A 24,384-nucleotide genomic window follows, 5' to 3' on the forward strand; every position below is an offset into this window, starting at 1 on the left:
ATAAAAACGGCTCTTATTGACTCATCATTGATCAAGACGGGTACAAAGCGGTATTGCCCCGATCACAAGCGTGTGCCTGTTTTTGTAAAATCGCCATTTTTCAATGCATAAAAAATGCACCGCTCAACATCGTGATGTCATATATTTTTGTCAGTCTGTGCGTCCAAAACGGATAAAAAGGAAGCCACAATGTCGCAACCGCTTTACGTATTCGATCTGGACAACACGCTGATAGATGGCGACAGCAGCACCATCTTTAGCCGTTTTCTGGTCCGCGAAGGGTATGTCAGCGACCCGGAATATTTGCTGCATGAAGAACGCCTGATGCTCGATTACGCACGAGGGGAGATGGATTTGCAGGAATACGTTGCGCTGATCCTCTCTCCGCTCATCGGACTCAGCCGTGATGACGTTGACCAACTGGTGGCGCGCTGTGTGCAAACCGACATCCGTCCGCGTATTTACCCGCAGGCGCTCGCGCTTATCCAGTTATTACAGGCGCAACATCAGCCGATGCTGATTATCTCGGCTTCCGTCAGCCTGCTGGTGAAGGCAATCGCGCCTGTGCTGGGTATCCGGCACGCCATTGGTATTGAGGTTAAAATGGATAACGACCGCTATACCGACATCATTGACGGCACCCCGAGCTATCAGGAGGGCAAAATCACCTGCCTTCACCACTGGCTCGACGCGCATCCGCAAGCCAATGGTCCGCTGACGTTTTACACCGATTCAATTAATGATCTGCCCCTGTGTCTGCGTGCCGACGAGGTTTTTCTGGTCAATCCCTGTTCACAGCTCGCCGCCCAGGGAGAACAGCACCGTTGGCCGGTGCTGAACTGGCGTCTGGACTAAACCGCTACGGCGCTTTATAAAGCGGAACCGGCTTTCCGGTGATATAGCGGCGTCGCAGCCAGGCGGACGCCGCATCCATCGCCATCACGATCGCCACCAGAATCAGGGTGATAAACATCACCACATCCCAGTTCCACAGGCGCATGTTTTCGGCGTAAATCAGGCCGATCCCGCCCGCGCCGACAAAGCCCAGCACCGCCGCTGACCGGGTATTCGATTCAATCTGGTAGAGGCTGAGCGACAGAAACGTGGGGAAGGACTGGGTAAAGGTACTAAAGCGGTGTTTTTGCAGACCGCTGGCACCGACAGCCGTCAGCCCGCGAGCCGGTGAGCGGTCCACCGCCTCGTGGTTTTCCGCATACAGACGCCCCAGCAATCCGGTGTCCTGCATGATGATCGCCAGCACCCCGGCCAGTGGCCCAAGCCCCACGGCCCTGACAAAGATAAGCCCCCAAATAGCCATATCAACACCGCGCAACATATCGAACAGACGACGCATCAAAAACGCCACCACTCCGGCGATACCGCCTTTCATAATATTACGTGCGGCAAAGAAGGAGAGCAGCAGCGCGATAAGGGTGGCGGTCAGGGTCCCGGCAAAGACGATGGCGAGCGTCATGGCAATTTGGGTGAAGTAGTAGCGAAACGGCCAGTGCATAAAGTCATGCCAGACAAACATACGCAGGATGTAACGGCCAATTTGCGTGATGCCGTTGAGTGCCTGATCGGCGGGAATGCCGAACCGGGCAAAAAACCAGACGTAATAGAGCAACCCCGCCAGGGCAATCAGACCAAGATGGCGCAAATAACGCCCCTGCGCCTGAAATAACGTCTTATGTTGCTGACGACTTAATGCCACATCGGGTGCGGCCTGCCAGTGACTCATTTTCCACCCTCCAGCACCCACTGGCGCAGACGGCCAGACAGGGTATCCAGTGCCGCAACGACGACAATAATCAGCAGTAGCGTGATACTGACCTGATCGTAGCGGTCAAGTTTGATATTGGTCATCAACTCCTGGCCGATGCCGCCAGCGCCCACCAGCCCCAGAATGGTGGAGGAGCGGAAGTTGATCTCAAGGCGCATAAACCCATAGGAGAGAAAAAGGGGCTTCACCTGTGGCCACAGGGCGAAGCGGACGCGCTGAAAATGGCTCGCGCCACAGGCGGCCAGACCGCGCACGGGGCGGTCATTAGCGCTTTCAATCGCTTCGTAGAAGAGCTTGGTCAGACTACCAACGGTATGCAGCATGAGCGCCAGAAAACCGGGGATCGCGCCAATGCCAAAGGCCATCACAAAGATAACCGCCCACGCCAGTTCCGGCATGGTACGTAAAAATGCCACCAGCGCACGGATACCAAAACGGACCAGCGGCGGCGACCAGGTGTTACCTGCCGCCAAAAAAGCGAATACCGTTGCCAGGACAAACGATACCAGCGAGGCTGCCAGCGCCAGTTGCAGGGTTTCCCAGATAAGCGGCAACTGGATAGGCAGGCGATAGCCCCAATAGGCCAGCGACCCCTTTGTATGGCTGTCGGCAAAGAGCGTGGATACATGCAGTGTCGGCATGGTCTCCCGCATGTAGTCGAAGAAATTCGGCAGTGAATGCCAGATGGTGTTCAGGTTAAATTCCGCTGCGTTTCCGGCAGTAAAATAGAGTACGAGTAAGACAAGCGACCAGGCGACCGTGTCACGTTTCTGGCGCATTCGGATGTTCTGGTAATACTGCTCAAACGACATATTCGTGTTCATGGCTAACCGGTCTCAGGCGGAGACAACACTCGAACAAAAGCCCCGGGCGTTCAGCCAGGGGCTATTTTTTTAACGCACGTGAGGGCGAATTAACGTGCGGTCACCAGCTCACGTTTCATATCGATAATCTGTTTGTAATCTTCCACGCTGCCAGGACCGATATGCTGGGTGCCGCCCATCGCCTTGACGAAACAGGCATGGTCGTCGGTATCCAGTTTTTTGATGGCGGTGACCACTTTGGCTTTAAAATCAGCCGGCAGGCTATTGCTCACCAGAATAGGGCCGTTCGGGATCAGCGGTGATTTCCAGATAATGCGGATCTGTTTCATCAGATCCGGATGATCCATGCGAATCAGGCGGTTAAACGCGCCCACGCTGTAGCCGGAGTTATAATCGCCGACCATGGAAGTCCAGGTTACTGCGCCCGCGAACTGATTGTTCAGTACACCCAGAATGTCCTGCTCGTGGCCGCCGGAGAAGGTGACGCTGGAGAAGAAGTTGTTGTATTTGTTGTCGGCAGTGCCGCCGAACTGCTGTTTGAACGTCTGGTTCGGGATCAGGAAGCCAGAGGTGGAATCCGGATCAGCGAAGCCGAACGGTTTGCCTTTCAGATCTTCCAGTTTCTTATACGGGCTGTCTGCTTTGACGATAACCACAGAATAATAGCCGCGCGACTGGTCTTTATCGTCCACGGCGAGGCCCACAATATCCACCGCTTTCGGGTTGTTGATATAGACGGAGGCATACGATGCAGGCGACATGCTCAGCACCACGTCGACTTTGCCGCCCAACAAGCCCTGAATAACGCCAGAGTAGTCAGACGAGTTACGCAATTTAGTGTCGACGCTCAGTTCCTTGTCCAGAAAGTCTTTTACGCACTGGTTATCGCCAATTTGCTGGGTGGCGTTCTGCCCGCCGAGGATACCCAGATTTAATTCCTTCGGTTGTTCAGCCGCGTTCACCTGCCACGCCAGCAGAAGACCTGTCATCAATGCCGATAAACGTAATGCGCCTGAAATATGCTTTTTCATTGTCATTGCCTGTGTCGTCTCAATTGAAGGAAGAATTAATGCAGTTGACTTATTTCATCACCATAAAGCGTGTGCAAAACATCCTGTGTCAGCGCAGAAGGGGAGGCGTCAAAAACAATCCGTCCCTGTGCAACACCGATAACGCGCGTGCAGTATTCCTTTACCAGTTCCACGGAATGCAGGTTTACCATCACGCTGATGCCTTGCTCACTCACTTCTCGTAACACGCGCATAATGCGCTGCGTATTTTTGGGATCCAGCGAGGCGACGGGTTCATCCGCCAGTAAAATCGAGGGGTTTTGAATTAACGCCCGACAAATTGCCACGCGCTGCATCTGACCGCCGGAGAGGGTTTCCGCACGTTGCAGCGCGTGCGGCAGCATGTTGAGCCACTCCAGCAGTGCAATAGCTTTTGCGCGATCTTCGGCTGTAAAGACTTTGAACAACGACTTAAAGCTTGAGGTCTGGCTAAGCCTGCCCAGCAGTACGTTGGTCAGCACGTCGAGACGCGGCACCAGGCAAAAGTCCTGAAAAATCATCCCGCACTGGCTGCGCCACTGGCTCAGCTCACGGCCTTCAAGGCGAGAAACGTCGCGCGGTAGACCGACATCGGGGAAACTCAGGATCTCACCGGATGTCGCGCTATGCGTTCCGTTGAGCACATGCAGCAGGGTGGATTTACCGGCGCCGGAGCGGCCAATCACGCCGACCATCTCACCGCTGTGCAGGTCAAAGCTGATGTCCTGCAACACAGTCTGATGGCTGTTGTAGGATTTGCTTACGTTTTTGACGCTCAGCACCTTATGCAGCGGGGCGCTGTACAAGTGGTGCGACGAGGGCTCCAGGGTTTCCGGGTGTTCTGCCAGTGCGCTGTTCATGTGTCATCCAGATTTTTCACGAGAATGCCCAACATTACGGGGATTGCGTGTGATCGTTTTATGATGAAACCGAGAACAAATAATGAACGGGATGAAAAAACGTCCTGGCGTAAGGCTATTGAAAAAGGATAAAAACGATAAGGTCGTTATGGGCGAGGGGCGGACATTTTGCATCTGTTGACGAAGTAATCATCACCAGTTGAATATACCATCCCAGTGACACAATGACTGAAAGGGGTCTGATAGTGCTGATCTACAACGTTTTTGGACGGCATATTGGGGTCAAGCGTGAAGGTGGTTGCTGGTTGGTATTCCGCGCAGACCTGACGGGGTGCCAATTCTGTTCATTGACCACTTTTCAGGAATACGGAACCAGAGATCGCCTTACCGTAACCCGTCAGCTCCACTTTCTTCCGGAACGGGGCCATTGTGGTCATTTGCCGTGTCCCTTGGACAGCCCGGTTATTCTGCCCATCAGAGATGATGATTATCGCCTCTCGTGCTGAATGCGAGATATTTGAACGGCATGTGCCCCGCGCTTACCGGGTCGTTTTTTTACTTACGGCCAGATAGATCACATAGCCGGCTCCCAGGGGGATCGCGATGGTAAAGAGAAGCATGTAGTACATTGCATAAATGCCGTTTTTTGCAGGTGTCTCCATCCATATGCCGGTGGTCCAGTCTTCCGTACGGGTGTATCTGAGTGCGATCTGCTCAATGCACTGTTTTGCAAAGGGAAACATCAGCATGCAACACGCTGCCAGCAGGTACAGACCCTCAATGGTTTCTGTCCGGGACTTGTCCCATAGGGTGTAGACGATGATCCCGAATAAAACAGCTCCCCAAATAAAATGGCGAAGATAATCCTTTAGCGTCATGTGCTACCTGATTGGTGTGAGAGTCCCCCCATATTGTAAAGGAGACATCGACCGTGGGTACAGCTTGGTCCGGTATTAGCATCACGGAGAAGATGCAGAAAGCCCCGTTTGAGTTCCGACCACTGATAAGATCGCGGCAGTGACCTTTGTAATGACCCTCGTTTAATTCTCCGTCCCACCTGGACACTACGCCAATTTTGTCCATCAGAGATGAGCCTGTCGCCTCTCGTATTGAATGCGAGATATTTAACCGGCAGCTATGAGCGTGAAGCGGATATTCAATCTCGCGACATTTCGGCTAAAGAGTTTTCTTCCCCGAAGCAGACCGAATCTATTCTTGTCATCGCTGTGCCTTGGGCTGGATCTCTTCAAAATCGTCACTGATTTCAGTGCAAAAATTCAGAAAGGCCTCGACAGCTGCTGGTGCCAGACGACGCGATGGGCGGGCAATGTACAGCGGATAGGTTTCATCCCGCCACTCCGGAAACAGTTCTGTGAGCTTCCCGTCCGCTATCAGGTGCGCGACACTCAGTGACAACACCTGCGCAATACCGGTGCCGCTCACACAGGCCTGCACCATAAGATCGACATCAGTTGTGATCAGATGTCCTTGTGTCTCTACCGACAGCCATTCCCGACCGCGCCGAAATTCCCAACTGAACGGTTTACCGCTGCGCGGATCAATATACTGAATGCATTCATGCCCGGTAAGGTCCTGGGGATGCTGTGGTCTTCCGTGCTGTGCCAGATAAGCTGGCGCGGCTACCGTCAGCACGCGCGTATTCAGCAGCAGCTTTGATGTGATGGTAGAGGGTGGTTGCGGCCCGAAGCGCACCGCGACATCGATCCCCTCCGTCACTAGATCGCCGACATCGGGTTGCTGTACCACCGTCAGTTTCAGATCCGGATGACGCTGGCGCAACAGCGGCAATTTGGGTGCCAGAATGTAGCGAGCGAAGATGGGATTCACGCTAACACGCAATGCACCGCGCACCGTCACGGCAGCACCAGAAACATAGCTTGCCGCTACCTCAATGCCTTCCAGATGCGGTGCGGCGCGCTCATATAAAGCCCTGCCTTCGCTGGTCAGGTTCAGGGTGCGCGTGGTGCGGTTCAGCAGGCGTACACCGAGCCGCTCTTCAAGCCGATCAATAGATCGGCTTACGCCGGAAGCAGAAAGTCCCAATATCTCGCCAGCGCGGCTGAAACTACCTGCCTCGACGACAGCTGCCAACACACTTAGCCCGGAGAGAAGTCGTCCGTCAAAACTCATAAGTACTCATCTTTGATTTTTAGCAAAAATAATTTGAATAAAACTACCTTTATCAAAGATGGTGCGCAACCTATTGTGTCGGTCATGTCGTTGCGACACGCCGTTTTTTCGGTTTCGGGCCGGGCAACGCCGCAACGGACAACATCCCTTTATTCTGAGGAATACGACATGACAACGAAGCGCACTCTTTTCAAAGGCGGCACTATCCTTACGCTGGATGCCAATGTTCCTAATCTTGACGTCGGCGACGTCCTTGTTGAGGACGATCGTATCGCGGCTGTTGGTCCGGCTCTGCAGGCGGATGACGCTGAGGTGATTGATGCCACTAATCATATTGTTATGCCAGGGCTGATTGATGCTCATCATCACATGTGGCTGGGTGTCATGCGTCGCATGATGCCAGATGTGGACGATCTGTTTGCTTACATTGATGTTGTCGCCGAAAAACTGGGTGTCCACTACCGGCCGCTGGACATGTATCTGAGTACCAGACTGACCGCGGCCGCCTCTCTGGACGCAGGTATCACTACCGTTATTGATGCCTGCCACAACGCGCGCAGCCCGACTCACACTGATGCCGCGCTGGATGCCCTGCAGGAGAGCGGCATTCGCGCATTACACATGGTGGGAGCGGCGATGGACAAGCAAGCGTCAGCCGCGCATCTGCCGGGCGATCTGCCGCGGCTGGCGCAGCGCTGGAATACCCCGGAAAGCCTGGTACGCGTGGGCCTGTTTGGGCAGCTTAATCTGGATTGGTGGCAGATCGCACGCGATCTTGACATGCGGATTCTGACGGAATTCATCGGAGATCTGGTGAAGCTCGGCCCTGAATTTGCCAAACCGGGCGTGCTGGGCACGCATAACATTTTTAACCACTGTTCTCGGGTTCCGCAGGAGACATGGCAGTTACTGGCCGACGCAGGCGTTAACGTCACCATTAATCCGCGTTCAGATGCGTTGTTTGGCTTTGACGACGAGAGCTTCGCTTATCAGCAGGCCGTTAATTATGGTCTGACGCCAGCGCTGGGCATTGACCTGGATACCGCGTTTGGCAGCGATATGTTCGGAGAAATGCATGCGCTGTTTGGACAACAACGCTCGGCGATGCGCTACCGACGCTTCCGTGGCGAAGACAACGCGCCAGCACCTGTTACGGTCGCGGCCGTGCTGAAGGCGGCAACCGTCAATGGCGCACGCGCAGCCGGACTGGAGGACCAGATCGGCACCCTTACGCCAGGTAAGCAGGCTGACATCATCATGGTACGTACCAGCGGCGTCGCCGTCTTCCCGGTTACGAACGTAACCGGAACGGTGGTGCAGGCGATTGAACGCGCGGATGTGGACACGGTAATGGTGGCGGGTCAGTTACGTAAGCGCGCGGGACAACTGATTGACGTTGATCTGGCCGCGCTGGAGGCGGATATCACGGCGTCCCGTGATTACCTGCTCAAAGCCAGCGGCTGGCACGTCGATCGCTTCACCGCAGCCTGAGGACAGAGCGGCCCGTCGCGGCGGGCCGTATCACACTTTTACGCCTTTCTCACACAGGAGATTTCCATGTCAGATCTCGCTATAAAGCGGAGCGCGCAGGAAAACACACCGCCCGCGCTGCTTCCCCGCCCGGCATCGGGCGTTATCGCCGCACTGTTCTTTGGCTATCTGGCGGTTGGCCTGCCATTGCCGGTGATTCCGTTATTCATACATGGTCACCTCGGATTCAGTAACCTCGTGGTGGGACTGGTGATCGGCATTCAGTTTCTGGCCACCGTGCTTACCCGTGGCTATGCCGGACGGGTGACCGACCAGCAGGGCGGCAAGCGTTCTGCACTGCAGGGTGCACTACTTTCAGCACTGGCGGGTGGGTTGTATCTGGCCGCTTCCGCGTTGAATCTATCACCCACCGCCAGCCTCGGCATCGTCATTGCAGGTCGTCTGATGGCTGGCTTTGGCGAAAGCCAGTTCGTCACGGGGTGTGTCTCCTGGTCGATTGCTTCGGTTGGCCCGCAGCGGGCCGGAATGTCGATGTCATGGACCGGCATTGCCATGTTCGCGGCTCTGTCAATTGGCGCGCCGGTTGGCATGGCGCTGTATCAGCATTACAGCCTCGCAGTGGCCATGATGGCCTGCATCGCTGCACCGGTATTGTCTGTGCTGATCGCGCTAGGCTCTTCTGCTTATGTGTCGCCAGGAGGCGCGCGACTGCCATTTTATCGGGTGATCGGACGCATCTGGCGCGAAGGGCTGGGGCTGATGCTGCAGGGTGTCGGCTTATCCGGACTCACCGCTTTTGCCTCGCTGTACTTTGCGGCACACCACTGGCAGAACGCCGGTCTGGTCATGACAGCCTTTGGGCTCGGGTTTATTTTCGTTCGCCTTGTCTTCGGCCATCTGCCTGATCGGATGGGCGGCTATCGCGTGGCAATCTGGTCGCTGACGGTTGAAGCCATCGGCCAGGCCATGTTGTGGCTGGGCACAAATGAATGGACGGCGCTTGCCGGTGCGCTGGTGACCGGACTGGGCTGTGCGCTGGTTTTCCCGACGCTGGGTGTCGAAGCACTCCGGCGGGTGCCACCGGCCAATCGTGGTAGTGCGATGGGCGCCTTCGTCGCTTTTCTTGATATCGCCTATGGCCTCTCTGGCCCGGCTGCGGGGTTTATCGCCGGTCATTACAGTTATGCCGCCGTTTATCTCTCTGGCGCGCTGTGTGCACTGTTGGGTGCGCTGCTCGCGAGTGTCTCCCGCCGCGCCGAATCCTGAATATCACGCAGTGCCGTCAGCCGTGTCTGGCGGCGCACTACTCTGGAGAAGTTTTATGTCTCGTATTTTTATTTCCGGCTCGTCCACCGGCCTGGGCCTGATGACGGCTGAACTGCTGGTTCAGCAGGGGCATGATGTTGTGCTGCACGCGCGTAATATCAGTCGTGCAGAAGATGCCCGGCGCGCTTTACCGCAGGCCGAAGCGGTCGTCGTCGGCGACCTCGAAACGATTGCTGGGGCGAAGGAAACCGCATCACGCGTTAACGATCTTGGGCATTTCGATGCTGTGATCCATAACGCCGCAGTAGGCTATCGTGAAGCCTGTCGTGTGACCCGAGACGGGCTGCCGCATGTGTTCGCAATTAATACACTTTCCGCTTACATACTAACCGCATTGATCGCGCGTCCGCAGCGCCTCGTCTATCTGAGTTCCGGTATGCATCATCATGTCGGGTCCAGTCTGGACGATATTCTCTGGCGCAAGCGGCCCTGGAATGGCGCTGAGGCCTACGCTGAGAGCAAACTGCATGACGCGATGCTGGCTTTTGCCGTGGCGCGTCGCTGGCGGGGAGTGCACGTCAACTCTCTGGAGCCCGGCTGGGTGCCCACAAAAATGGGCGGCCCAGGTGCGCCCGACGATATGAACCAGGCGCATCTGACTCAGGCCTGGCTTGCCGCCAGTGATGATCCGCAGGCAAAGGTAACAGGTAAATATTTCTACCACCTCAAGCGCATGACCGCGAATCCACAGGCCCATGATGTTGCACTACAGGATCGCCTGCTTCATATCTGTGCTGAGCTTTCAGGTGTTATGTTGCCGGAGTAAGAAGGGAAGTTTAACCAGCTTTAGTAGAGGACATGTCATTCCCAGCCTGGTTCTCGACGGTTCTTTGGCCGGCTGTAATTAATCGTACAGCCGGTTAATAAAGCACTTCATCCTTCAATTATCTACTTTGCCCGATTGGTACTTAACCTGATTGTGAACCCATGATGTTCACTCTGCGCAAAAAAATCAGATCTCTTCATTCAAATAACATTACTATTAATAGCTGAGCGTAAACCACTCTTCATCAATTAACGTAACGCCTTTTCCCAAATGCCCGCTTCCGGAACTCCAGAGTCGACAGGAAATCATCAGTTAAACTCACAGTGAGTTGCGGACATTGCTAATAGCGTTCTGTTTCAATCAACGGAGAGCAGATCAGGCGTGAAAGGTGATGCGAAGGGCCATAAGCTTGCTAAGCAAGGTTTAACTTCGTGAGGGAGACTAGCTCACTTCGCCTCATATGGCAGTAGCTAACCACCATGTACCTATTACATACAAGGGTGAGGGGGTTAATAGCGATCGTCTATCATGAAGCAGGCTTTGCCGGATCCTCAGGCGGATTTTATATCAATATCTCATTCAAGCTGATTTGCGCTGGAATGTGCCTTCGACACATACAAAGGCTGGCTGCGCACTGGAATAAATGTTTTTCGGGGGGCTGTTTTTTAAGCAACCGTAATATTTGTATTTACAGGATAAACTTTTCTTAACGCGTGAACCCACTCTATTGAGCGTCACCCCCCTTAAAGTGGCCAGTGACCACAAATGCGCGTTACAGCTTTTTGATATTTAACAATTAAGTGCTGTTTTTTATACCGGGGCTGTTCAATTACCGGATTCCCCCTCTACACTGAGCAATACAATTAATTAGGAACCAGGTTTGTATGAGTAGCTACCTTGAGATTGCACGTCGGATCGCGAAAATCATAGTATCTCCTGAAACAGCGATAGGGTTTGCTGATGGAGTGCTGTCTGTCCCGACCGATATCGGCTATCTGGCCTATGGATATATTGATACTGATTCACGATACCAGCGCGAAACTGAAAAAATCAGGATGGTTACCGCCATAAAAAATGGCATTCTGGATAATGAAAATTTCCTGCAAACAATTGCGACGGTACTTGCCATCTTCAATAAAAGTGTGCCGGAAAAGAAACAGAACAACATCTACGGTAAAGTTGTCGCTTCAGTTGCTGGCAGGACTGTCACCAATTCCGTGATAGCGGGAAAACTGGCCACGGTAATTGCTCAACGCAGCTCGCTGTTAATCTCACTGCGTGGGGGGCTGATAGGTAATCTCCTTTTAGCCGGGGGTATGGCAGAAAGATCAATTTACACGTCTGAGCGTCTGCGGAAGAGTGACCCGGAAGTCTACTACGCGCTCCGACACCGCAATTTTGACCTGCTGTATTTCCTGGTTGAGCCTGCACTGAATCCATTCCTTGAAGCACTGCACGTCAAGCGGACGCAGGGGCAGGGAGCGTTTGAACAGATACTTGACATGGTAGAGAGTGAACTACATGCAACAACGAAATGAGCCACCAAAGCTGAGCGTAGGGCGACGAATATTCCATTCGCTGCTCGAAACCGGAGCCGCAATCCTGGGTGGATTGCTTTTCTTCTTATGCTGCTACTGGTTCTTTCATTACGAAACCTGGCATGAACGCATTATTGCAATTAGCCTGTCGGTGCTGGTTGTATCTATCATCATCAAAATCCTGCCGGAAAGGCCTCACCAATAAAAAAATGGCCGCGCAATGAACATGGCTTCATAGAAAATTACATCGTTACGTAACCCACAAACATCTGCGAGGCCCATTCCCTCGAGCTGCCGGCATTGTATGGCCAGTTCAATGAACCGGATGGTGTATTCGTATCTGTCGTTATCGAGCTGTAACGATATAAAGCATTCGATTTCTGAAGGGTTAAGCACCAAATAATGCTCGGTATGCGTAATGATGTTTTATCGCGCGCGGACGGCTTCGACAAGCTTCAGAATGGCAATGATCTTGTGTTCGGTGAATCGGGCTTTATGCATGGCGATCTCCTCAGGGACATAGTCAGTATGTCGAAGATCTCTAAAAGTGATTGGGCCGGTTTGCAGGGATGCTTACATCACCTCCGACATGGCCGTAGTGATGAGCATTGCGTTCTTTGCCAAAGGCTTCGGCAATATCGACGGGTGCATCCTCCGCGATCGTCACCGAAAGAGATCCTGGGCGTCTCCGGCTGAGTTTTCAACTTCTCTGGCAATACTGCCTGTATCGTCACGCCGTTGTGCATCGGCTACATCCCGGCCGTTAACCTCGCCATTCTTGACCCTGGTGCGATGGGTACCCTTAGCCGGGTCTCATTTCTGCCTATCATTGTGTCCCTGAAACGTCTGCAAATCGACCCGCCGGACCGCCGAAAACGGCGCAACAGTATCCGGCTATAAGCGCCGCGGCGCGAAACGCACCATTCAGAATGTATAGATTTGTGCTCTTTTGCTGACACCACGTTGACAAACATTTGCCTGGTCAGTAATTTCATTTGTAATTATTGACCAGGCAAATAACATGAAAGACGTTACAGATACCCCTAATCCTAAGCTCCATCTCGGCTTACTGATTCATCTGGCGAACCAGTTTAAAGACCAGCTTATCAGCCACTTTTTTGCCGACACGGATATCACCGCTGCGCAATTTAAAGTCCTGATCAGCATTTACAAAGGTTTCAACAGCCCGCTTGAAGTCAGCAAAAATTTGTTGATGGATGCCGGGGCTATGAGCCGGATGCTCGAGCGGATGGTGAAGCGCGAACTGATCCTGCGCACTCCCAATCCGGAAGACAAACGTCAGGTTATCCTGGCGCTGACTGAGAAAGGGCAGAAAATTTGCGATCGCTTTCAGAACGAAGCGCTGTCTTCCATTCTTGGCTCGCTGACCGCCCGTCTGACCCCAGAAGAATCCCGCCTGCTGGTACAGCTATTGATCAAAATGCTGCCAGACGAGGCCACCAAACCCCATCGTTAAGTTGTCCTGAATAAGGTTACGATAAAGATGCAAAATTCATCTGCACAGTCATCTGCACAACCAGAACGCGCACCCAGCAAACGTAAGCGCAACTTCGCCATACTGCTGGTAATCCTGGTGCTTATTGCCGCCGGTTGCCTGGCATGGTACTTCCTGTATGCCCGTTATTACGAAACCACTGACGATGCCTACGTTAATGCCAACCTCGTGACACTGACCCCGCAAATTGCCGGAACAGTCACCCAGGTCGCCGTTGATGAAGGGGATTACGTCACCAAAGGCCAGCCGCTGGTATTGCTTGACCCAAGCGACACGCAAATTGCCCTGCAACAGGCGGAAGCCAACCTGGCCAGCACCGTGCGTCAGGTCCGTGGTCTGTACAGCACCGCAGACAACTACCGCGCTCAGGTGGCGGCGAAAAAAGTGGCCCTGCAAACCGCGCAGAACGACTTCGCGCGTCGACAGAAGATTTTTGCCAGCGGGGCGATTGCGGCAGAAGATATGTCGCACTATCGCGATGCCGTGGCCACGGCGCAGAGTGATTTAGCGGCGGCGCAACAGGCGTTGAGTACCAACCTGGCGATGGTGGATGACACGGTCATCGACAGCCACCCGGAAATCAAAAGCGCGGTGGCAACCCTGCGCCAGCGCTATCTGGATAACGCCCGTAGCACCATTGTGGCGCCGGTCAGCGGTTTTGTGGCGAAACGCGCGGTCCAGTTGGGGATGCGCGTTGACTCCGGCACGACGCTGATGTCGATCGTCCCGCTGGATCAGGTCTGGGTGGATGCCAACTTCAAAGAGAGCCAGATGAACACCATGCGTCTGGGACAAAAGGTGGTCCTGACCGCCGATCTGTACGGCGATAAAGTGGAATACCAGGGCACCATTGAGAGCTTAGGTATTGGTACTGGCAGTGCGTTCTCGTTGCTGCCAGCCCAGAACGCCAGCGGCAACTGGATCAAAATCGTTCAGCGTCTTCCGGTGCGTATTACCCTCGACCCGCACGATATGGAGAAACATCCGCTGCGTGTCGGGCTGTCGATGTTTGCCAAAGTGGATATCCGCGACACCGAAGGCCATCTGCTGCCGCAAAAAACGGTCGCAGCACCGCGCTTTACCACCGATGTGTACCAGAACGCGCTGGATAAAGCCGATCAGATGGTGGCGAAAATCCTTCATGACAACAGTCAGTCCGTAGCGGCAAACAGCCGCTAAGAGGGGCGTTATGCAAGATAAGGCGGCCTTTACGCCACCCAGCCTGCTGCTCGCCACCATTGCGCTGTCGCTGGCGACCTTCATGCAGGTGCTGGATACCACCATCGCCAACGTGGCGTTGCCGACCATCGCCGGCAACCTTGGCGTGAGTTCGGACCAGGGCACCTGGGTTATCACCTCGTTTGCAGTCTGCAATGCCATCGCACTGCCGTTGACCGGGTGGTTTACCCGGCGCTTTGGGCAACTTAAGCTGTTTGTTGGATCGGTCACACTCTTTACTCTGACCTCGTTCCTGTGCGGCTTTGCCCATAGCATGACCGAGCTGATTATCTTCCGTGCGCTGCAGGGGTTTTTCGCCGGGCCCATGTTCCCGATGTGCCAGACGCTGCTGCTGGTTATCTTCCCGACCACCAAACGCAGCATGGCGCTGGCGCTGCTGTCGATGGTGACCGTGGTGGCGCCCATCGTCGGGCCGATTACCGGGGGCTGGATCACCGATAACTACTCCTGGCCGTGGATTTTCTATATCAACGTGCCGATCGGTATTTTTGCGGCCATCGTCGTGTGGACGCAGTTGCGCGAACGTGAGGAGACCACCACGCACGCCCCCATTGATTACATCGGCATTATGCTGCTGGTGCTGGGCGTGGGTCTGTTACAGGTGGTGCTGGATAAAGGCAACGATCTCGACTGGTTCTCGTCGACCGAGATCATTGTTATGTCGGTGATCTCAGCTATTGCGCTGGTCTCCTTTGTGATTTGGGAGCTTGGCGAGCGCCATCCGATAGTAAACCTGCGGCTGTTTGCCGACCGTAACTTCGCCATTGGCACCACCACACTGATGCTCGGCTACGCGGCGTTCTTTGCCATCAACATTATTCTGCCGCAGTGGCTGCAAACCCAGATGGGCTACACCGCGATCTGGGCGGGGCTGGCGGCGGCGCCGATGGGCTTCCTGCCGCTGCTGCTTACGCCTATCGTGGGGCGTTATGCCAACCGGGTCGATCTGCGGATTCTGGCGTCGCTGTCGTTCCTGACCATGGGAGTGTCGTGTCTGCTGCGTGCGCAGTTCAACACCAGCGTGGATTTTCGCACTATCGCCGAAGTGCAGATGTTTATGGGTATCGGTGTAGCGCTGTTCTTTATGCCGATCACCACGATTGTGCTGTCGAACCTGCACGGCAATGAAGTGGCGGAAGGCTCCGGTCTGGCGACGTTCTTCCGCGTGCTGGGAGGTTCTTTTGCCTCGTCACTGACGACCTGGCTGTGGTCGCGGCGTGAGGTATTTCACCATGCGAATCTGACCGAGAGTGTCTCGGTGTATCACCCGCCTGCCATGGATTACCTCAATAAGATGGGTGGCGTCACGCAGCAGCACCTTGCCGCGGTGGATAAAACCATCGAACAGCAGGCCTATATGATGTCGACCATCGACTATTTCTGGCTGTTGGGGTGGGGGTTTATGGTGCTGGTGGTGATTATCTGGTTTGCGAAACCGCCGTTTATTCGCGCCGGTGCGCCGGGGGCAGCGCCAGCGGCGGGGCATTAATAAGAGTGAGAAGGGACGCTATATTAGCGAGGAAGGAAAGGTTCCGTTCACGACATAGCCATTTTGGACGCAATGAAACCCGTGGCTAACAGCGATAGCTGCGGGGATTGAGCAGGGGGCCGCGGTGGCCCCCTTTACCCGTTCACGAGGGTGAGCGTGACGGAGTTCGCATGAGTCTTCGTGAACGGAACCTGGTCCACTTAACGGACATGTACTGAATAATGCTATGCGTATCCCAGGTGCTACAGCATTCACTAAACGGGAACCAGGAACCACCGCCGGGCAAACATCATGCCCTGGCTTACCACTTTTATAGGATTTTCTATGGCACCACTGTTGTCCGGCAACGATGGCCGTTTACTGCAACATCGCTCATTCGTCTCGTTCTGGCTGGCGCGCACCAGCTCAAGCTTCGGCTTTCAGATGTTGTCTATCATCGTTGGCTGGCAAATCTATTCGCAAACCCACAGTGCCTTTTGGCTGGGCATGATAGGCCTGGTGCAATTTTTCCCTTCCGTTATTCTCGCACTGCCCGCCGGACATATTGCCGACCAGTTTGATCGCCGTCGGGTCGTGATGTTTGGCCAGATACTGGAATGGGCGGCCATTGCGCTCCTCGCCTGGCTGACCTGGAAAGGGGATGCCAGCGTTGGGGTGATCCTGTCGCTGATTTTTATTATCTCTTCGGCGAAAACCCTTGAATCACCGGCGATGATCTCGATGCTACCTGCGCTGGTGCCCACCTCGATTTTGCCGCGTGCTACGGCCGCCAACGCGGTATCCGGCCAGGCGGCGCAGATTGTCGGGCCTGCGCTGGGCGGTTTCCTGTATGCGGCTGGTGCGGAGGTGGTTTATGCGGTGACGGCGGGGCTGTATCTGCTCTCGTTAATGCTGGTGCTGACGTTGCGCTATGAGCAGGCGCTGCCGCCGCGTACCCCGCCGACGCTTTCCTCACTGTTTGCCGGTGTCGATTTTATCCGTAAGCGCCCGGATGTCTTAGGGGTTATCTCCCTCGATCTCTTTGCCGTCCTGCTGGGCGGGGCAACGGCGCTACTGCCGATTTTCGCTCACGATGTGCTGCACACCGGCCCCATTGGTCTGGGTGTGCTGCGTAGCGCCCCTGCCGTAGGGGCGTTGCTGATGGGCTTCTGGTTAAGCCATCGTGCGCTTAAGCGCAATGTCGGGATGATCATGTTTATGAGTGTGGCGGGGTTTGGTGTTGCCACGCTGGTTTTCGCGCTGTCGAGCTGGATGTGGCTGTCGCTGCTGGCGCTTTTTGCGCTGGGCGGCTGTGATATGGTCAGCATGGTCATTCGTGGCTCGCTGGTACAACTCGACACGCCGGATGAGATGCGCGGGCGCGTCAACGCGGTGAACTCCATTTTTATCAATACTTCAAATCAATTGGGTGAGTTCGAGTCCGGGATGCTTGCCGCCTGGCTTGGTGCCGTGCCTGCGGCGGCCATTGGCGGTATCGGTACGCTGGTGGTGGTGGCGCTATGGATGAAGTGGTTCCCTAATCTTCGTAAGCGCCAGCGGCTGGAAAGTGGGGCGTAGCAATAAGGCGCGGGCAATTCAATTGCAGATTGCCCGCGCATGACGAACGGCCTGTTGCTATCTTTTCCTGACGGGAGAACCGATCACACCGCGTTGCGCACAGGAGAAGCTCATGTCAGATGAAACGTTACCCACCCTGCGTTTTGCCATCAATTTAGGTAATGCTGTGTTGGCCTCGTTGATGCCTGATGGTCAGCCAGCAGGTATCACCGTCGAACTGGCAAAAGATATCGCCCGTCATCTGCATTGCCGCCCGGAATTCATCACTTATCCTGCCGCCGGGAAGGTGGTTGAGGATGCCGGCCAGGACGTCTGGGATATTGCCTTTTTGGCAATCGATCCCAAACGCGAGGATCGCCTGCGCTTTACGTCCCCGTATATCACCATTAAAGGGACCTTGCTGGTGCGCGAACAGAGTGACTGGCGAAGCGTTAGCGACATGGATAAGCCGGGTGTCGTCATCAATGTGGGTAAGAATGCGGCCTATGACCTCTGGCTATCACGCGAGTTACATCATGCAACGCTAAACCGCCTTTCATCCTCCCAGGCGGCGATTGATGCTTTTTTAGCGGGGGAAGGTGAGATGGCCGCCGGTATTCGCCAGCCGCTTGAGGCCGCAGCCCAAAACAATCCAGGCTTTCGCGTGTTGCCGGATGATTTCACCGAAATTCAACAGGCCATCTGCGTGGCAAAAGCCGATGATCGGTATTTTGATGCCATAACAGAACGGCTCGCCCGGTTGGGTGAAGAAAACACCTTGTCAGAAATGATTGCCGGACATATGCGCCAGTAGTCTTCAACCGGTGCAAACCCTCATAACTCCGGCTGTGACTGGGGGGCCTCGCGAAGGGCGCCCGGCGGGTGGCCGACAATGCGCTTAAAGGCCCGGCTGAATGCCGCGAGCGAACCATAGCCCAGTCGCAGCGCTACGGTTTCGATAGCCTGATTTTCATGGCTAATGTACTGGATCGCCAGCCGCATACGTAGCTCGCTGAGATATTTTGCCGGGGTGCTACCGGTGGCAGAGAGGAAACGTTCAGCAAAGACAGAGCGGGATGTTCCTGCCTCTTTTGCCAGGTCCGCCACGCTCCAGTTAATGCCCGGCTGTTGATGCATGGCGTAAATCGCCCGGCTCAGCCGTGGGTCGCGCAGCACCTGCACCCAGCCGGTGGCTTTGCCGCAACCGGCTTCCACCCAACCGCGCACAATCAACGCTGCGACCACATCCGCCAGCCGCGCCAGGATACCCGCAAACCCGACCTGACGGGTCATTGATTCGCGCTCCATGGCGGCAAGCAGGGGGTGAATTTCCGGCCAGGTTGACATCAGCTTACTGACCATCATCACTTCCGGCATCGCTTTAATCAGCGGCTGCATCCCGCCCAGTTCGAAATCCATACATCCGCTGAATATCACCACGTTTTCACTGCCTTTGCAGGGTTCGCAGGTGATTTGGCAAACCGAGCCGCAAATGGCTTCGCCGTGAAATGCAGAGACCGGCGTCGCCGTCGCGTTGTCATCCGAGAGCAGGGCATGAGCGTTGCCGTTGGGAATAAACAGCGCATCGCCGCTGTTGAGCGCAAAACGGGTACCGCTCTCCATCCGTAATACCGCCGGGCCACGGCTAACGAAATGAAACTGGGCTTTACCGGGTGCGGCGTCGAAGGCGAAACCGAACGGCGCGCTGGCCTCAAAGCGGCGGTATTTCACGCCAGAAAGGCGCATACCGCGCAGTAACTCGCTGATGAGATCGGGTGTCTGAATCGCCATCGCTACAACTCCGGACGAATTATCAATAATTGGAGATTATATGTCATAGATCGTCCGTGGGGAACTTCCTATGCTTTGCGACACAGGTCACATTTTATGACGGGAGAGAACAAATGAATGCAGATGTTGCGGCGAGAGAGGCGACTGCGCCCGTAAAGCCCGCCTGGCGAGCCGTCTATTCACTGGGGCTTGGGGTGTTTGGTTTGATTACCGCCGAGTTTTTACCCGCCAGTTTATTGACGCCCATGGCGGCGAGTCTGGGGGTAAGCGAAGGGATGGCCGGGCAGGCGGTGACCGCCACGGCACTGGTGGCACTGCTGAGTGGGCTGTTGATTGCCGCCGCCACGAAAAATATTGACCGTCGCTGGGTGCTGATTTTCTTTTCGGTATTGCAAATCATCTCCAGTCTGCTGGTGGCCTTTGCCCCCTCGCTGCATGTATTGCTGCTTGGGCGTCTGCTGTTAGGCGTGGCGATTGGTGGCTTCTGGGCGATGTCGACCGCCACCGCGCTAAGGCTGGTACCCATCGCCCAGGTGCCAAAAGCGCTGGCGATTATCTTTTCCAGCGTGTCGGTTGCAACAGTCGTCGCCGCACCGCTAGGCAGCTATCTGGGCAGCATTATAGGCTGGCGTAATGTCTTTCTTCTTTCAACCGCACCGAGCGCGCTGGCGCTGCTGTGGCAATTATGGGTGCTGCCATCCATGAAACCGGAACACAGTAGCAGCCTGAGCGCACTGTTTCGCGTACTGCGTCGACCGGGCATGGTGGGCGGGATGCTGGCGAGTATTCTGATTTTCAGCGGCCATTTTGCTTTCTTCACCTATCTGCGACCTTTTCTGGAGACTGTCGGACAGGTGAGTGTGGAGAGCATTTCGTTGATCCTGTTGGGATTTGGGCTGGCAAACTTTGTCGGCACCTCCCTCGCCGGGCATCTGCTATCACGCAATTTACATCTGACCCTGGCGCTGGTGCCGTTTGGAATGGGGCTGATGGCGGTTGCGATGGTGTTGTTTGGGCATCTGGCGTTGCTGGATGGCTTGCTGGTTACCCTGTGGGGCTTTGCCTTTGGCATGGTGCCGGTAGGCTGGAGCACCTGGCTTGCGACGACCGTGCCGGATGAGGCGGAAAGCGCGGGCGGGCTGCTGGTGGCATCGGTGCAGCTTGCCATTGGCGCGGGCGCGGCAGGCGGTGGGGCAATATTCGACGTCAGCGGGGCAAGCGGTGTCTTCACCGGCAGCGGGTTACTGCTGCTGACGGCGATGTTCATTGTATTTATCGGCGTGCGGACAAAACCGGTCGCCGCATAAATACCCTGCAAAAGAGCGCGCTTTGTGCCGGATGTACAGCCCAAAGCGCTGAGTGAGACAGTGGCGACCTTTTCCATTAAGGATAAAGGGACGCCATTCAGGACGCCGTTTCTTCTGGCACGTTGGTGCCCATGCCTTCGGGCAGAAACGGCGCGATTTCAGCCAGTTCGTCCTCGCTTAGTCTGAACCCGGCAGCCCCCAGCAGACCGTCGACCTGTGCCGGGCGGCGTGCGCCGACAATCGCACCGGATATGGCAGGCTGTCTCAGCACCCAGGCAATCGCCACCGCCGCGGGTGTCAGCCCGTGGCGATCGCCAATCCGACGGAAGGTCTCCACCAACGCAAGGTTTTGGGTCAGCCGTGGCTCCCGAAAGTCCGGACTGCGGGTTTTGCGCCAGTCGTCATCGGGGAGGCGGGCGATGCGTTCACGCGTCATCGCACCGCTCAGCAGACCTGATTGCAGGGTGGAATAGGCGATGACGCCGACCCCCGTTTGCTCACAGAAGGGCAGGATGTCAGATTCGACCTCGCGCATGAGTGCTGAATAAGGCGGCTGGAGTGAGGCAATCTCCGTAACGGCCTGGGCGCGCTTGAGTTGTGCGACGTCAAAATTGGAGACGCCGATGGCGCGGATTTTTCCTTGCTGACGAGCCTTGGCCAGCACCGAGAGCGCCGCCTCAATGCCGTCATCCGGGCCGTCTGCCGGGAAGGCAGGCCAGTGGATCTGATACAGATCGATAGTTTCTGTCCGAAGGCGGCGCAGGCTTGCGTCAATCTCCCGAATCAACGAATCCGGTGCCAGGGAGTGCGAAATCTGCCGACTTATCGGATCCCAGACCAGGCTGCCTTTGGTGAAGACTAACGGACGGCGCGAAGCTGGCACCCGGCGCAGCAGTCTTCCGACAATTTCCTCGGCATGACCCAGACCGTAAACGGCGGCGGTGTCGATCCAGTTCACGCCGCGTTCCACGGCGTATTCCAGCGCGGACAGGCTTTCTTCGTCATCCTGCGCTCCCCAGCCAAATTCCCAGCCCGCCCCCGCGATGGCCCAGGTTCCCAGCCCGATAGGTGAGATAGTGAAATCGGCATTCCCCAGTTTTCTGTGCTGCATGGTTTAACTCCTCAATCAAGTAGACGGCGCCAGTGTGTCACGGTAGATAGCAGGCGATAAGCCATGTTATGTTTGATGAACTACTGAATAATTCTCATCAATATGACAATCGATCTGCATGAACTTGACGCCTTTGAAGCCGTGGCACGGCATCGCAGTTTCCGTAAAGCGGCCGCTGAGCGGGGTGTCTCTGCCTCGGCCCTGAGCCATGCCATGCGTGGACTTGAAGAGCGACTGGGCGTGCGTCTGCTCCACCGCACCACCCGCAGCGTTACGCCCACCGAGGCAGGCCATCGCCTGCTGGCCCGGCTCGCTCCTGCTTTGCGTGATGTCGCCGATGCGCTCGCCGACGTGACGGCGTTACAGGCGGTACCCGCAGGCACGCTGCGTCTGAATGTACCGCGTCCGGCGGCCTGGCTGGTGCTGGCCCCGATACTGGCGGGATTTGTGGCGAAGTATCCGTGCGTAAAAGTCGACGTTGTGACTGACGACGGCCTGGCTGATATCGTGGACAGTGGCTTTGACGCAGGTATCCGTTTTGGCGAAAGCCTGGCCGGAGATATGGTGGCTGTCCCTGTCGGTCCGCCGCAGCGCTTCGTCTGTGTTGCGTCGCCGTCTTACCTGAAATTGCGTGACGCGCCGAAAACGCCGGACGAACTGCTGGACCACGCCTGTGTTTGCCGCCGTTTCCCAAGTGGCCGCCACTATCACTGGGAATTTCTGGTCTCAGGAAAATCGCTGACCGTTGCTGTTGCTGGCCCATTGGTTTTCGACGACGATATGTTAATGATTCAGGCTGCACGCGACGGTGCAGGCATTGCTTACGTTTACGAGGCGATGGTGAGAGAAGAGGTAGCTGCGGGTCGGTTGGTGTCTCTACTGGATAGCTTCAGCGCGCCGCCGGGGCGATTTTTCCTCTACTACTCCGGGCGGCGGAATCTGCCGACCGCGTTGCGGGCCTTTGTCGATTTTATTCGCGCATAAATGCCATCGCTTTAAACGCCGGAGTACCAGAAAAATACCTGATGAAGGAGTGAGCTATGTCAGTTGAAAATCTATCCCGGATGGGGGTAGCCAGAGTGGCGCTTCTTGTGGATGAAGCGGGTTATCAGTTCATCGAGAAATGTCCTGTTAGTGAGGTGGAGTACCATTTTTATCAACAGGCGGCCAATGCACTCACCCACGCAGGCGTTGCCGTGCCGAAACTGTTATCTGCCGATCCTGAGTTATGCAGGCTAAGACTGGAATATATCCCCCGTGAAGTTGACCAGGATGAAGTCTGCGCAGATGAAATACTCATTATGCTCGGAAACTTACATCGATACGCCGCCAGTCCGCAGTGGCTTTACCACAACCATGCATGGTCAGACTCCGCGCTTGAGCACGCTCTTCTGCTCCTGGCGTTACCCGACAAAAGTGCACGACAATTTCGGCACTTCCGGCAGTGTAGTGATGTTTTGTTTGGTTATCAGAATCTGATTTCTGGCGATAGCAATGCCGGTAATTGGGGAAGAAGAGCGAACGGTGATGTTGTGCTTTTCGACTGGGAAAGATTTGGAAGAGGAAGCCCGGCTATCGATCTGGCTCCCCTTATAAAAGGAATGGGAGCGAAACACGCCTTTACTGATCTTGCCGAACGCTATTGCCAGTTATCGGGTCAGCGTAATTCCACAGCGCTGGCGAGAGAAATGGCTATTGCTAAAGCATGGATCGTCACCGAAGTGATTACGCTGCTTTATGAGCGGAAAAAATCAACCTTTCCTTTGTATCTTAACTGGTACCAGGAACATCTTCCCGACTGGTTAGATAACATAGAGAAAATGCTTTGAATAAATACGGGCATTAAAAAGCCGTCTGCTGACGGCTCAGGTTCACTATTTTAGCTGAATTCAATAATAGTGAACCTTTCATCTGCACTCGGTGCTGTGAAATAACGCGTTATCATTTCAAACTCTTCATCTGTTGCCGCAAAATCGTGCGCGCCTTCGGCGTTACGGGCGCGTAAACGGGCTTTGCATATATCGTCAGAGACGTTGAGATAATGCAGGCAATTATTAGCACCCGACGCCGTAATGATATCCATCATCCATTCACGATTCGCCCGTGTATTTGCCGGAAAATCCAGAACGACCGAGACACCAGCGTTAAGCAAGGATATCAGATGTGGCTTCATGGCATTTTTGAGCTTTGCTGCGCACTGCACATACGCCGCGACGGACTGTATTTCATCTTTATAGAGCGCAGCCAGCCACGTGTCCTCACTGATAATGATCGTGCCTGGCGACGCCCCCAACCTTGCAGTTAACGTGGATTTACCCGAAGCGATTTTTCCACATAAAAGGTGAAGAGTTGGTTTTACTGCTTTGACAGGTGTATCCGTATTCATGCTTTGCCTCACTGGATGATTACCGGTAAGGCCCGCCTTACCGGCGGGAAAATGACGAGCGTTATCCCACCTGACAGGTGCAGGTGATAATAATTAACGCATAAGAAGATACTGAACAAATTTTTATCATCAGATGAAGCTAGCAGGGGGAGGGTGAAAAGTCATCTGTTTTGAGAAAGGCTTACTGAGGTCTTCTTTGGTCCGGGCCTTTTCGGGAATCA

Annotated in this window: 23 protein-coding genes and 1 pseudogene; 15 read left to right on the forward strand and 9 right to left on the reverse strand. The window is 55.1% G+C overall.

Features of this window, described 5'->3' with window-relative positions; genetic code table 11:
• The first annotated feature begins 189 nt into the window (after positions 1 to 189).
• A complete protein-coding gene (locus ABIB59_RS07670; RefSeq protein ID WP_071196119.1) occupies positions 190 to 855 on the forward strand; it encodes an HAD family hydrolase in 666 nt (221 codons plus the stop codon).
• A 4-nt stretch (positions 856 to 859) separates the two neighbouring features.
• Here the strand turns inward: ABIB59_RS07670 and phnE (ABIB59_RS07675) are convergent, their stop codons facing one another.
• From phnE (ABIB59_RS07675) to phnC, 4 genes are all read right to left on the reverse strand, one after another.
• Positions 860 to 1,741, reverse strand: a complete 882-nt coding sequence (phnE, locus tag ABIB59_RS07675) for a phosphonate ABC transporter, permease protein PhnE (RefSeq protein ID WP_354034799.1) — start codon at positions 1,739 to 1,741, stop codon at positions 860 to 862.
• Positions 1,738 to 2,607, reverse strand: a complete 870-nt coding sequence (phnE, locus tag ABIB59_RS07680) for a phosphonate ABC transporter, permease protein PhnE (protein ID WP_354034801.1) — start codon at positions 2,605 to 2,607, stop codon at positions 1,738 to 1,740. Before phnE (ABIB59_RS07680) ends, phnE (ABIB59_RS07675) begins: the two co-directional genes overlap by 4 nt.
• 89 nt (positions 2,608 to 2,696) lie before the next feature.
• Positions 2,697 to 3,638 carry a phosphonate ABC transporter substrate-binding protein gene (gene phnD, locus ABIB59_RS07685; RefSeq protein ID WP_107224548.1) on the reverse strand — a complete coding sequence of 314 codons (942 nt, stop codon included), beginning with the start codon at positions 3,636 to 3,638 and terminating at the stop codon, positions 2,697 to 2,699.
• Positions 3,639 to 3,673: 35 nt separating this feature from the next.
• Positions 3,674 to 4,516 carry a phosphonate ABC transporter ATP-binding protein gene (gene phnC / locus ABIB59_RS07690; RefSeq protein ID WP_354034803.1) on the reverse strand — a complete coding sequence of 281 codons (843 nt, stop codon included), beginning with the start codon at positions 4,514 to 4,516 and terminating at the stop codon, positions 3,674 to 3,676.
• Positions 4,517 to 4,761: 245 nt separating this feature from the next.
• On the opposite strand from phnC, the pseudogene ABIB59_RS26375 reads away from it, so the two are divergent.
• A pseudogene (locus ABIB59_RS26375) lies at positions 4,762 to 4,866 on the forward strand (DUF7661 family protein); the annotation flags it as partial.
• Between the two features lie 189 nt (positions 4,867 to 5,055).
• Here the strand turns inward: ABIB59_RS26375 and ABIB59_RS07695 are convergent.
• Both ABIB59_RS07695 and ABIB59_RS07700 read right to left on the reverse strand, forming a co-directional pair.
• A complete protein-coding gene (locus ABIB59_RS07695; protein WP_039079404.1) occupies positions 5,056 to 5,394 on the reverse strand; it encodes a colicin E1 family microcin immunity protein in 339 nt (112 codons plus the stop codon).
• A gap of 340 nt (positions 5,395 to 5,734) precedes the next feature.
• Positions 5,735 to 6,631, reverse strand: coding sequence for a LysR family transcriptional regulator (locus ABIB59_RS07700; protein WP_354034805.1), 897 nt, complete (start codon positions 6,629 to 6,631; stop codon positions 5,735 to 5,737).
• Between the two features lie 204 nt (positions 6,632 to 6,835).
• On the opposite strand from ABIB59_RS07700, the gene ABIB59_RS07705 reads away from it, so the two are divergent.
• From ABIB59_RS07705 to ABIB59_RS07750, 10 genes are all read left to right on the forward strand, one after another.
• Entirely contained in the window at positions 6,836 to 8,158 is a 1,323-nt protein-coding gene (locus ABIB59_RS07705) for an amidohydrolase family protein (protein WP_354034807.1), read from the forward strand.
• Between the two features lie 66 nt (positions 8,159 to 8,224).
• On the forward strand, positions 8,225 to 9,424 hold the full coding sequence (locus tag ABIB59_RS07710) for an arabinose transporter (protein WP_354034809.1): 1,200 nt from the start codon (positions 8,225 to 8,227) through the stop codon (positions 9,422 to 9,424).
• Positions 9,425 to 9,479: 55 nt separating this feature from the next.
• Positions 9,480 to 10,250, forward strand: coding sequence for an SDR family NAD(P)-dependent oxidoreductase (locus ABIB59_RS07715; protein WP_335201991.1), 771 nt, complete (start codon positions 9,480 to 9,482; stop codon positions 10,248 to 10,250).
• An 884-nt stretch (positions 10,251 to 11,134) separates the two neighbouring features.
• Positions 11,135 to 11,788 carry an Ssp6 family T6SS pore-forming effector gene (locus ABIB59_RS07720; RefSeq protein WP_335201992.1) on the forward strand — a complete coding sequence of 218 codons (654 nt, stop codon included), beginning with the start codon at positions 11,135 to 11,137 and terminating at the stop codon, positions 11,786 to 11,788.
• Positions 11,772 to 11,993 (forward strand): hypothetical protein, encoded by a 222-nt coding sequence (locus tag ABIB59_RS07725; RefSeq protein ID WP_136048958.1) that lies wholly within the window; start codon positions 11,772 to 11,774, stop codon positions 11,991 to 11,993. Before ABIB59_RS07720 ends, ABIB59_RS07725 begins: the two co-directional genes overlap by 17 nt.
• A gap of 816 nt (positions 11,994 to 12,809) precedes the next feature.
• Positions 12,810 to 13,265, forward strand: a complete 456-nt coding sequence (locus ABIB59_RS07730) for a MarR family transcriptional regulator (RefSeq protein WP_071196112.1) — start codon at positions 12,810 to 12,812, stop codon at positions 13,263 to 13,265.
• 27 nt (positions 13,266 to 13,292) lie between these two features.
• The gene (locus tag ABIB59_RS07735) at positions 13,293 to 14,483 is read left to right on the forward strand and encodes an HlyD family secretion protein (RefSeq protein ID WP_039079400.1); all 1,191 of its coding nucleotides are present in this window, start codon (positions 13,293 to 13,295) and stop codon (positions 14,481 to 14,483) included.
• A 10-nt stretch (positions 14,484 to 14,493) separates the two neighbouring features.
• Positions 14,494 to 16,032: a DHA2 family efflux MFS transporter permease subunit gene (locus tag ABIB59_RS07740; RefSeq protein WP_039079399.1), complete on the forward strand. Its 1,539-nt coding sequence runs from the start codon at positions 14,494 to 14,496 to the stop codon at positions 16,030 to 16,032.
• Between the two features lie 324 nt (positions 16,033 to 16,356).
• Positions 16,357 to 17,589, forward strand: coding sequence for an MFS transporter (locus tag ABIB59_RS07745; RefSeq protein WP_079496658.1), 1,233 nt, complete (start codon positions 16,357 to 16,359; stop codon positions 17,587 to 17,589).
• 112 nt (positions 17,590 to 17,701) lie between these two features.
• The gene (locus ABIB59_RS07750) at positions 17,702 to 18,382 is read left to right on the forward strand and encodes an ABC transporter substrate-binding protein (protein ID WP_354034813.1); all 681 of its coding nucleotides are present in this window, start codon (positions 17,702 to 17,704) and stop codon (positions 18,380 to 18,382) included.
• 20 nt (positions 18,383 to 18,402) lie between these two features.
• On the opposite strand, the gene ABIB59_RS07755 is transcribed toward ABIB59_RS07750, so the two are convergent.
• The gene (locus ABIB59_RS07755) at positions 18,403 to 19,359 is read right to left on the reverse strand and encodes an AraC family transcriptional regulator (RefSeq protein WP_354034814.1); all 957 of its coding nucleotides are present in this window, start codon (positions 19,357 to 19,359) and stop codon (positions 18,403 to 18,405) included.
• A gap of 113 nt (positions 19,360 to 19,472) precedes the next feature.
• On the opposite strand from ABIB59_RS07755, the gene ABIB59_RS07760 reads away from it, so the two are divergent.
• Positions 19,473 to 20,666 (forward strand): MFS transporter, encoded by a 1,194-nt coding sequence (locus tag ABIB59_RS07760; protein WP_071196109.1) that lies wholly within the window; start codon positions 19,473 to 19,475, stop codon positions 20,664 to 20,666.
• 97 nt (positions 20,667 to 20,763) lie between these two features.
• Here the strand turns inward: ABIB59_RS07760 and ABIB59_RS07765 are convergent, their stop codons facing one another.
• Positions 20,764 to 21,777 (reverse strand): aldo/keto reductase, encoded by a 1,014-nt coding sequence (locus tag ABIB59_RS07765; RefSeq protein ID WP_354034816.1) that lies wholly within the window; start codon positions 21,775 to 21,777, stop codon positions 20,764 to 20,766.
• Positions 21,778 to 21,879: 102 nt separating this feature from the next.
• Between ABIB59_RS07765 and ABIB59_RS07770 the strand changes: the two genes are divergently transcribed.
• Complete coding sequence (locus ABIB59_RS07770) at positions 21,880 to 22,761, forward strand: LysR family transcriptional regulator (protein ID WP_222555852.1); 882 nt, start codon at positions 21,880 to 21,882, stop codon at positions 22,759 to 22,761.
• Between the two features lie 56 nt (positions 22,762 to 22,817).
• Positions 22,818 to 23,606, forward strand: a complete 789-nt coding sequence (locus ABIB59_RS07775; protein ID WP_354034818.1) for a phosphotransferase family protein — start codon at positions 22,818 to 22,820, stop codon at positions 23,604 to 23,606.
• A 50-nt stretch (positions 23,607 to 23,656) separates the two neighbouring features.
• On the opposite strand, the gene ABIB59_RS07780 is transcribed toward ABIB59_RS07775, so the two are convergent.
• Positions 23,657 to 24,163, reverse strand: coding sequence for a P-loop nucleotide/nucleoside kinase family protein (locus ABIB59_RS07780; RefSeq protein ID WP_354034820.1), 507 nt, complete (start codon positions 24,161 to 24,163; stop codon positions 23,657 to 23,659).
• Positions 24,164 to 24,384: the final 221 nt, after the last annotated feature.

The organism is Citrobacter sp. UYEF32 (genome assembly GCF_040546205.1).
In the GTDB taxonomy this organism is placed as follows: Bacteria; Pseudomonadota; Gammaproteobacteria; order Enterobacterales; family Enterobacteriaceae; genus Phytobacter; species Phytobacter diazotrophicus.

What these genes read in the sequence shown, in the direction of transcription:
- ABIB59_RS07670 (WP_071196119.1), top strand. Translation starts at nt 190, where the DNA reads ATGTCGCAACCGCTTTACGTATTCGATCTGGACAACACGCTGATAGAT.
- phnE (WP_354034799.1), bottom strand. Translation starts at nt 1,741, where the DNA reads ATGAGTCACTGGCAGGCCGCACCCGATGTGGCATTAAGTCGTCAGCAA.
- phnE (WP_354034801.1), bottom strand. Translation starts at nt 2,607, where the DNA reads ATGAACACGAATATGTCGTTTGAGCAGTATTACCAGAACATCCGAATG.
- phnD (WP_107224548.1), bottom strand. Translation starts at nt 3,638, where the DNA reads ATGAAAAAGCATATTTCAGGCGCATTACGTTTATCGGCATTGATGACA.
- phnC (WP_354034803.1), bottom strand. Translation starts at nt 4,516, where the DNA reads ATGAACAGCGCACTGGCAGAACACCCGGAAACCCTGGAGCCCTCGTCG.
- ABIB59_RS07695 (WP_039079404.1), bottom strand. Translation starts at nt 5,394, where the DNA reads ATGACGCTAAAGGATTATCTTCGCCATTTTATTTGGGGAGCTGTTTTA.
- ABIB59_RS07705 (WP_354034807.1), top strand. Translation starts at nt 6,836, where the DNA reads ATGACAACGAAGCGCACTCTTTTCAAAGGCGGCACTATCCTTACGCTG.
- ABIB59_RS07710 (WP_354034809.1), top strand. Translation starts at nt 8,225, where the DNA reads ATGTCAGATCTCGCTATAAAGCGGAGCGCGCAGGAAAACACACCGCCC.
- ABIB59_RS07715 (WP_335201991.1), top strand. Translation starts at nt 9,480, where the DNA reads ATGTCTCGTATTTTTATTTCCGGCTCGTCCACCGGCCTGGGCCTGATG.
- ABIB59_RS07720 (WP_335201992.1), top strand. Translation starts at nt 11,135, where the DNA reads ATGAGTAGCTACCTTGAGATTGCACGTCGGATCGCGAAAATCATAGTA.
- ABIB59_RS07725 (WP_136048958.1), top strand. Translation starts at nt 11,772, where the DNA reads ATGCAACAACGAAATGAGCCACCAAAGCTGAGCGTAGGGCGACGAATA.
- ABIB59_RS07730 (WP_071196112.1), top strand. Translation starts at nt 12,810, where the DNA reads ATGAAAGACGTTACAGATACCCCTAATCCTAAGCTCCATCTCGGCTTA.
- ABIB59_RS07735 (WP_039079400.1), top strand. Translation starts at nt 13,293, where the DNA reads ATGCAAAATTCATCTGCACAGTCATCTGCACAACCAGAACGCGCACCC.
- ABIB59_RS07740 (WP_039079399.1), top strand. Translation starts at nt 14,494, where the DNA reads ATGCAAGATAAGGCGGCCTTTACGCCACCCAGCCTGCTGCTCGCCACC.
- ABIB59_RS07745 (WP_079496658.1), top strand. Translation starts at nt 16,357, where the DNA reads ATGGCACCACTGTTGTCCGGCAACGATGGCCGTTTACTGCAACATCGC.
- ABIB59_RS07750 (WP_354034813.1), top strand. Translation starts at nt 17,702, where the DNA reads ATGTCAGATGAAACGTTACCCACCCTGCGTTTTGCCATCAATTTAGGT.
- ABIB59_RS07755 (WP_354034814.1), bottom strand. Translation starts at nt 19,359, where the DNA reads ATGGCGATTCAGACACCCGATCTCATCAGCGAGTTACTGCGCGGTATG.
- ABIB59_RS07760 (WP_071196109.1), top strand. Translation starts at nt 19,473, where the DNA reads ATGAATGCAGATGTTGCGGCGAGAGAGGCGACTGCGCCCGTAAAGCCC.
- ABIB59_RS07765 (WP_354034816.1), bottom strand. Translation starts at nt 21,777, where the DNA reads ATGCAGCACAGAAAACTGGGGAATGCCGATTTCACTATCTCACCTATC.
- ABIB59_RS07770 (WP_222555852.1), top strand. Translation starts at nt 21,880, where the DNA reads ATGACAATCGATCTGCATGAACTTGACGCCTTTGAAGCCGTGGCACGG.
- ABIB59_RS07775 (WP_354034818.1), top strand. Translation starts at nt 22,818, where the DNA reads ATGTCAGTTGAAAATCTATCCCGGATGGGGGTAGCCAGAGTGGCGCTT.
- ABIB59_RS07780 (WP_354034820.1), bottom strand. Translation starts at nt 24,163, where the DNA reads ATGAATACGGATACACCTGTCAAAGCAGTAAAACCAACTCTTCACCTT.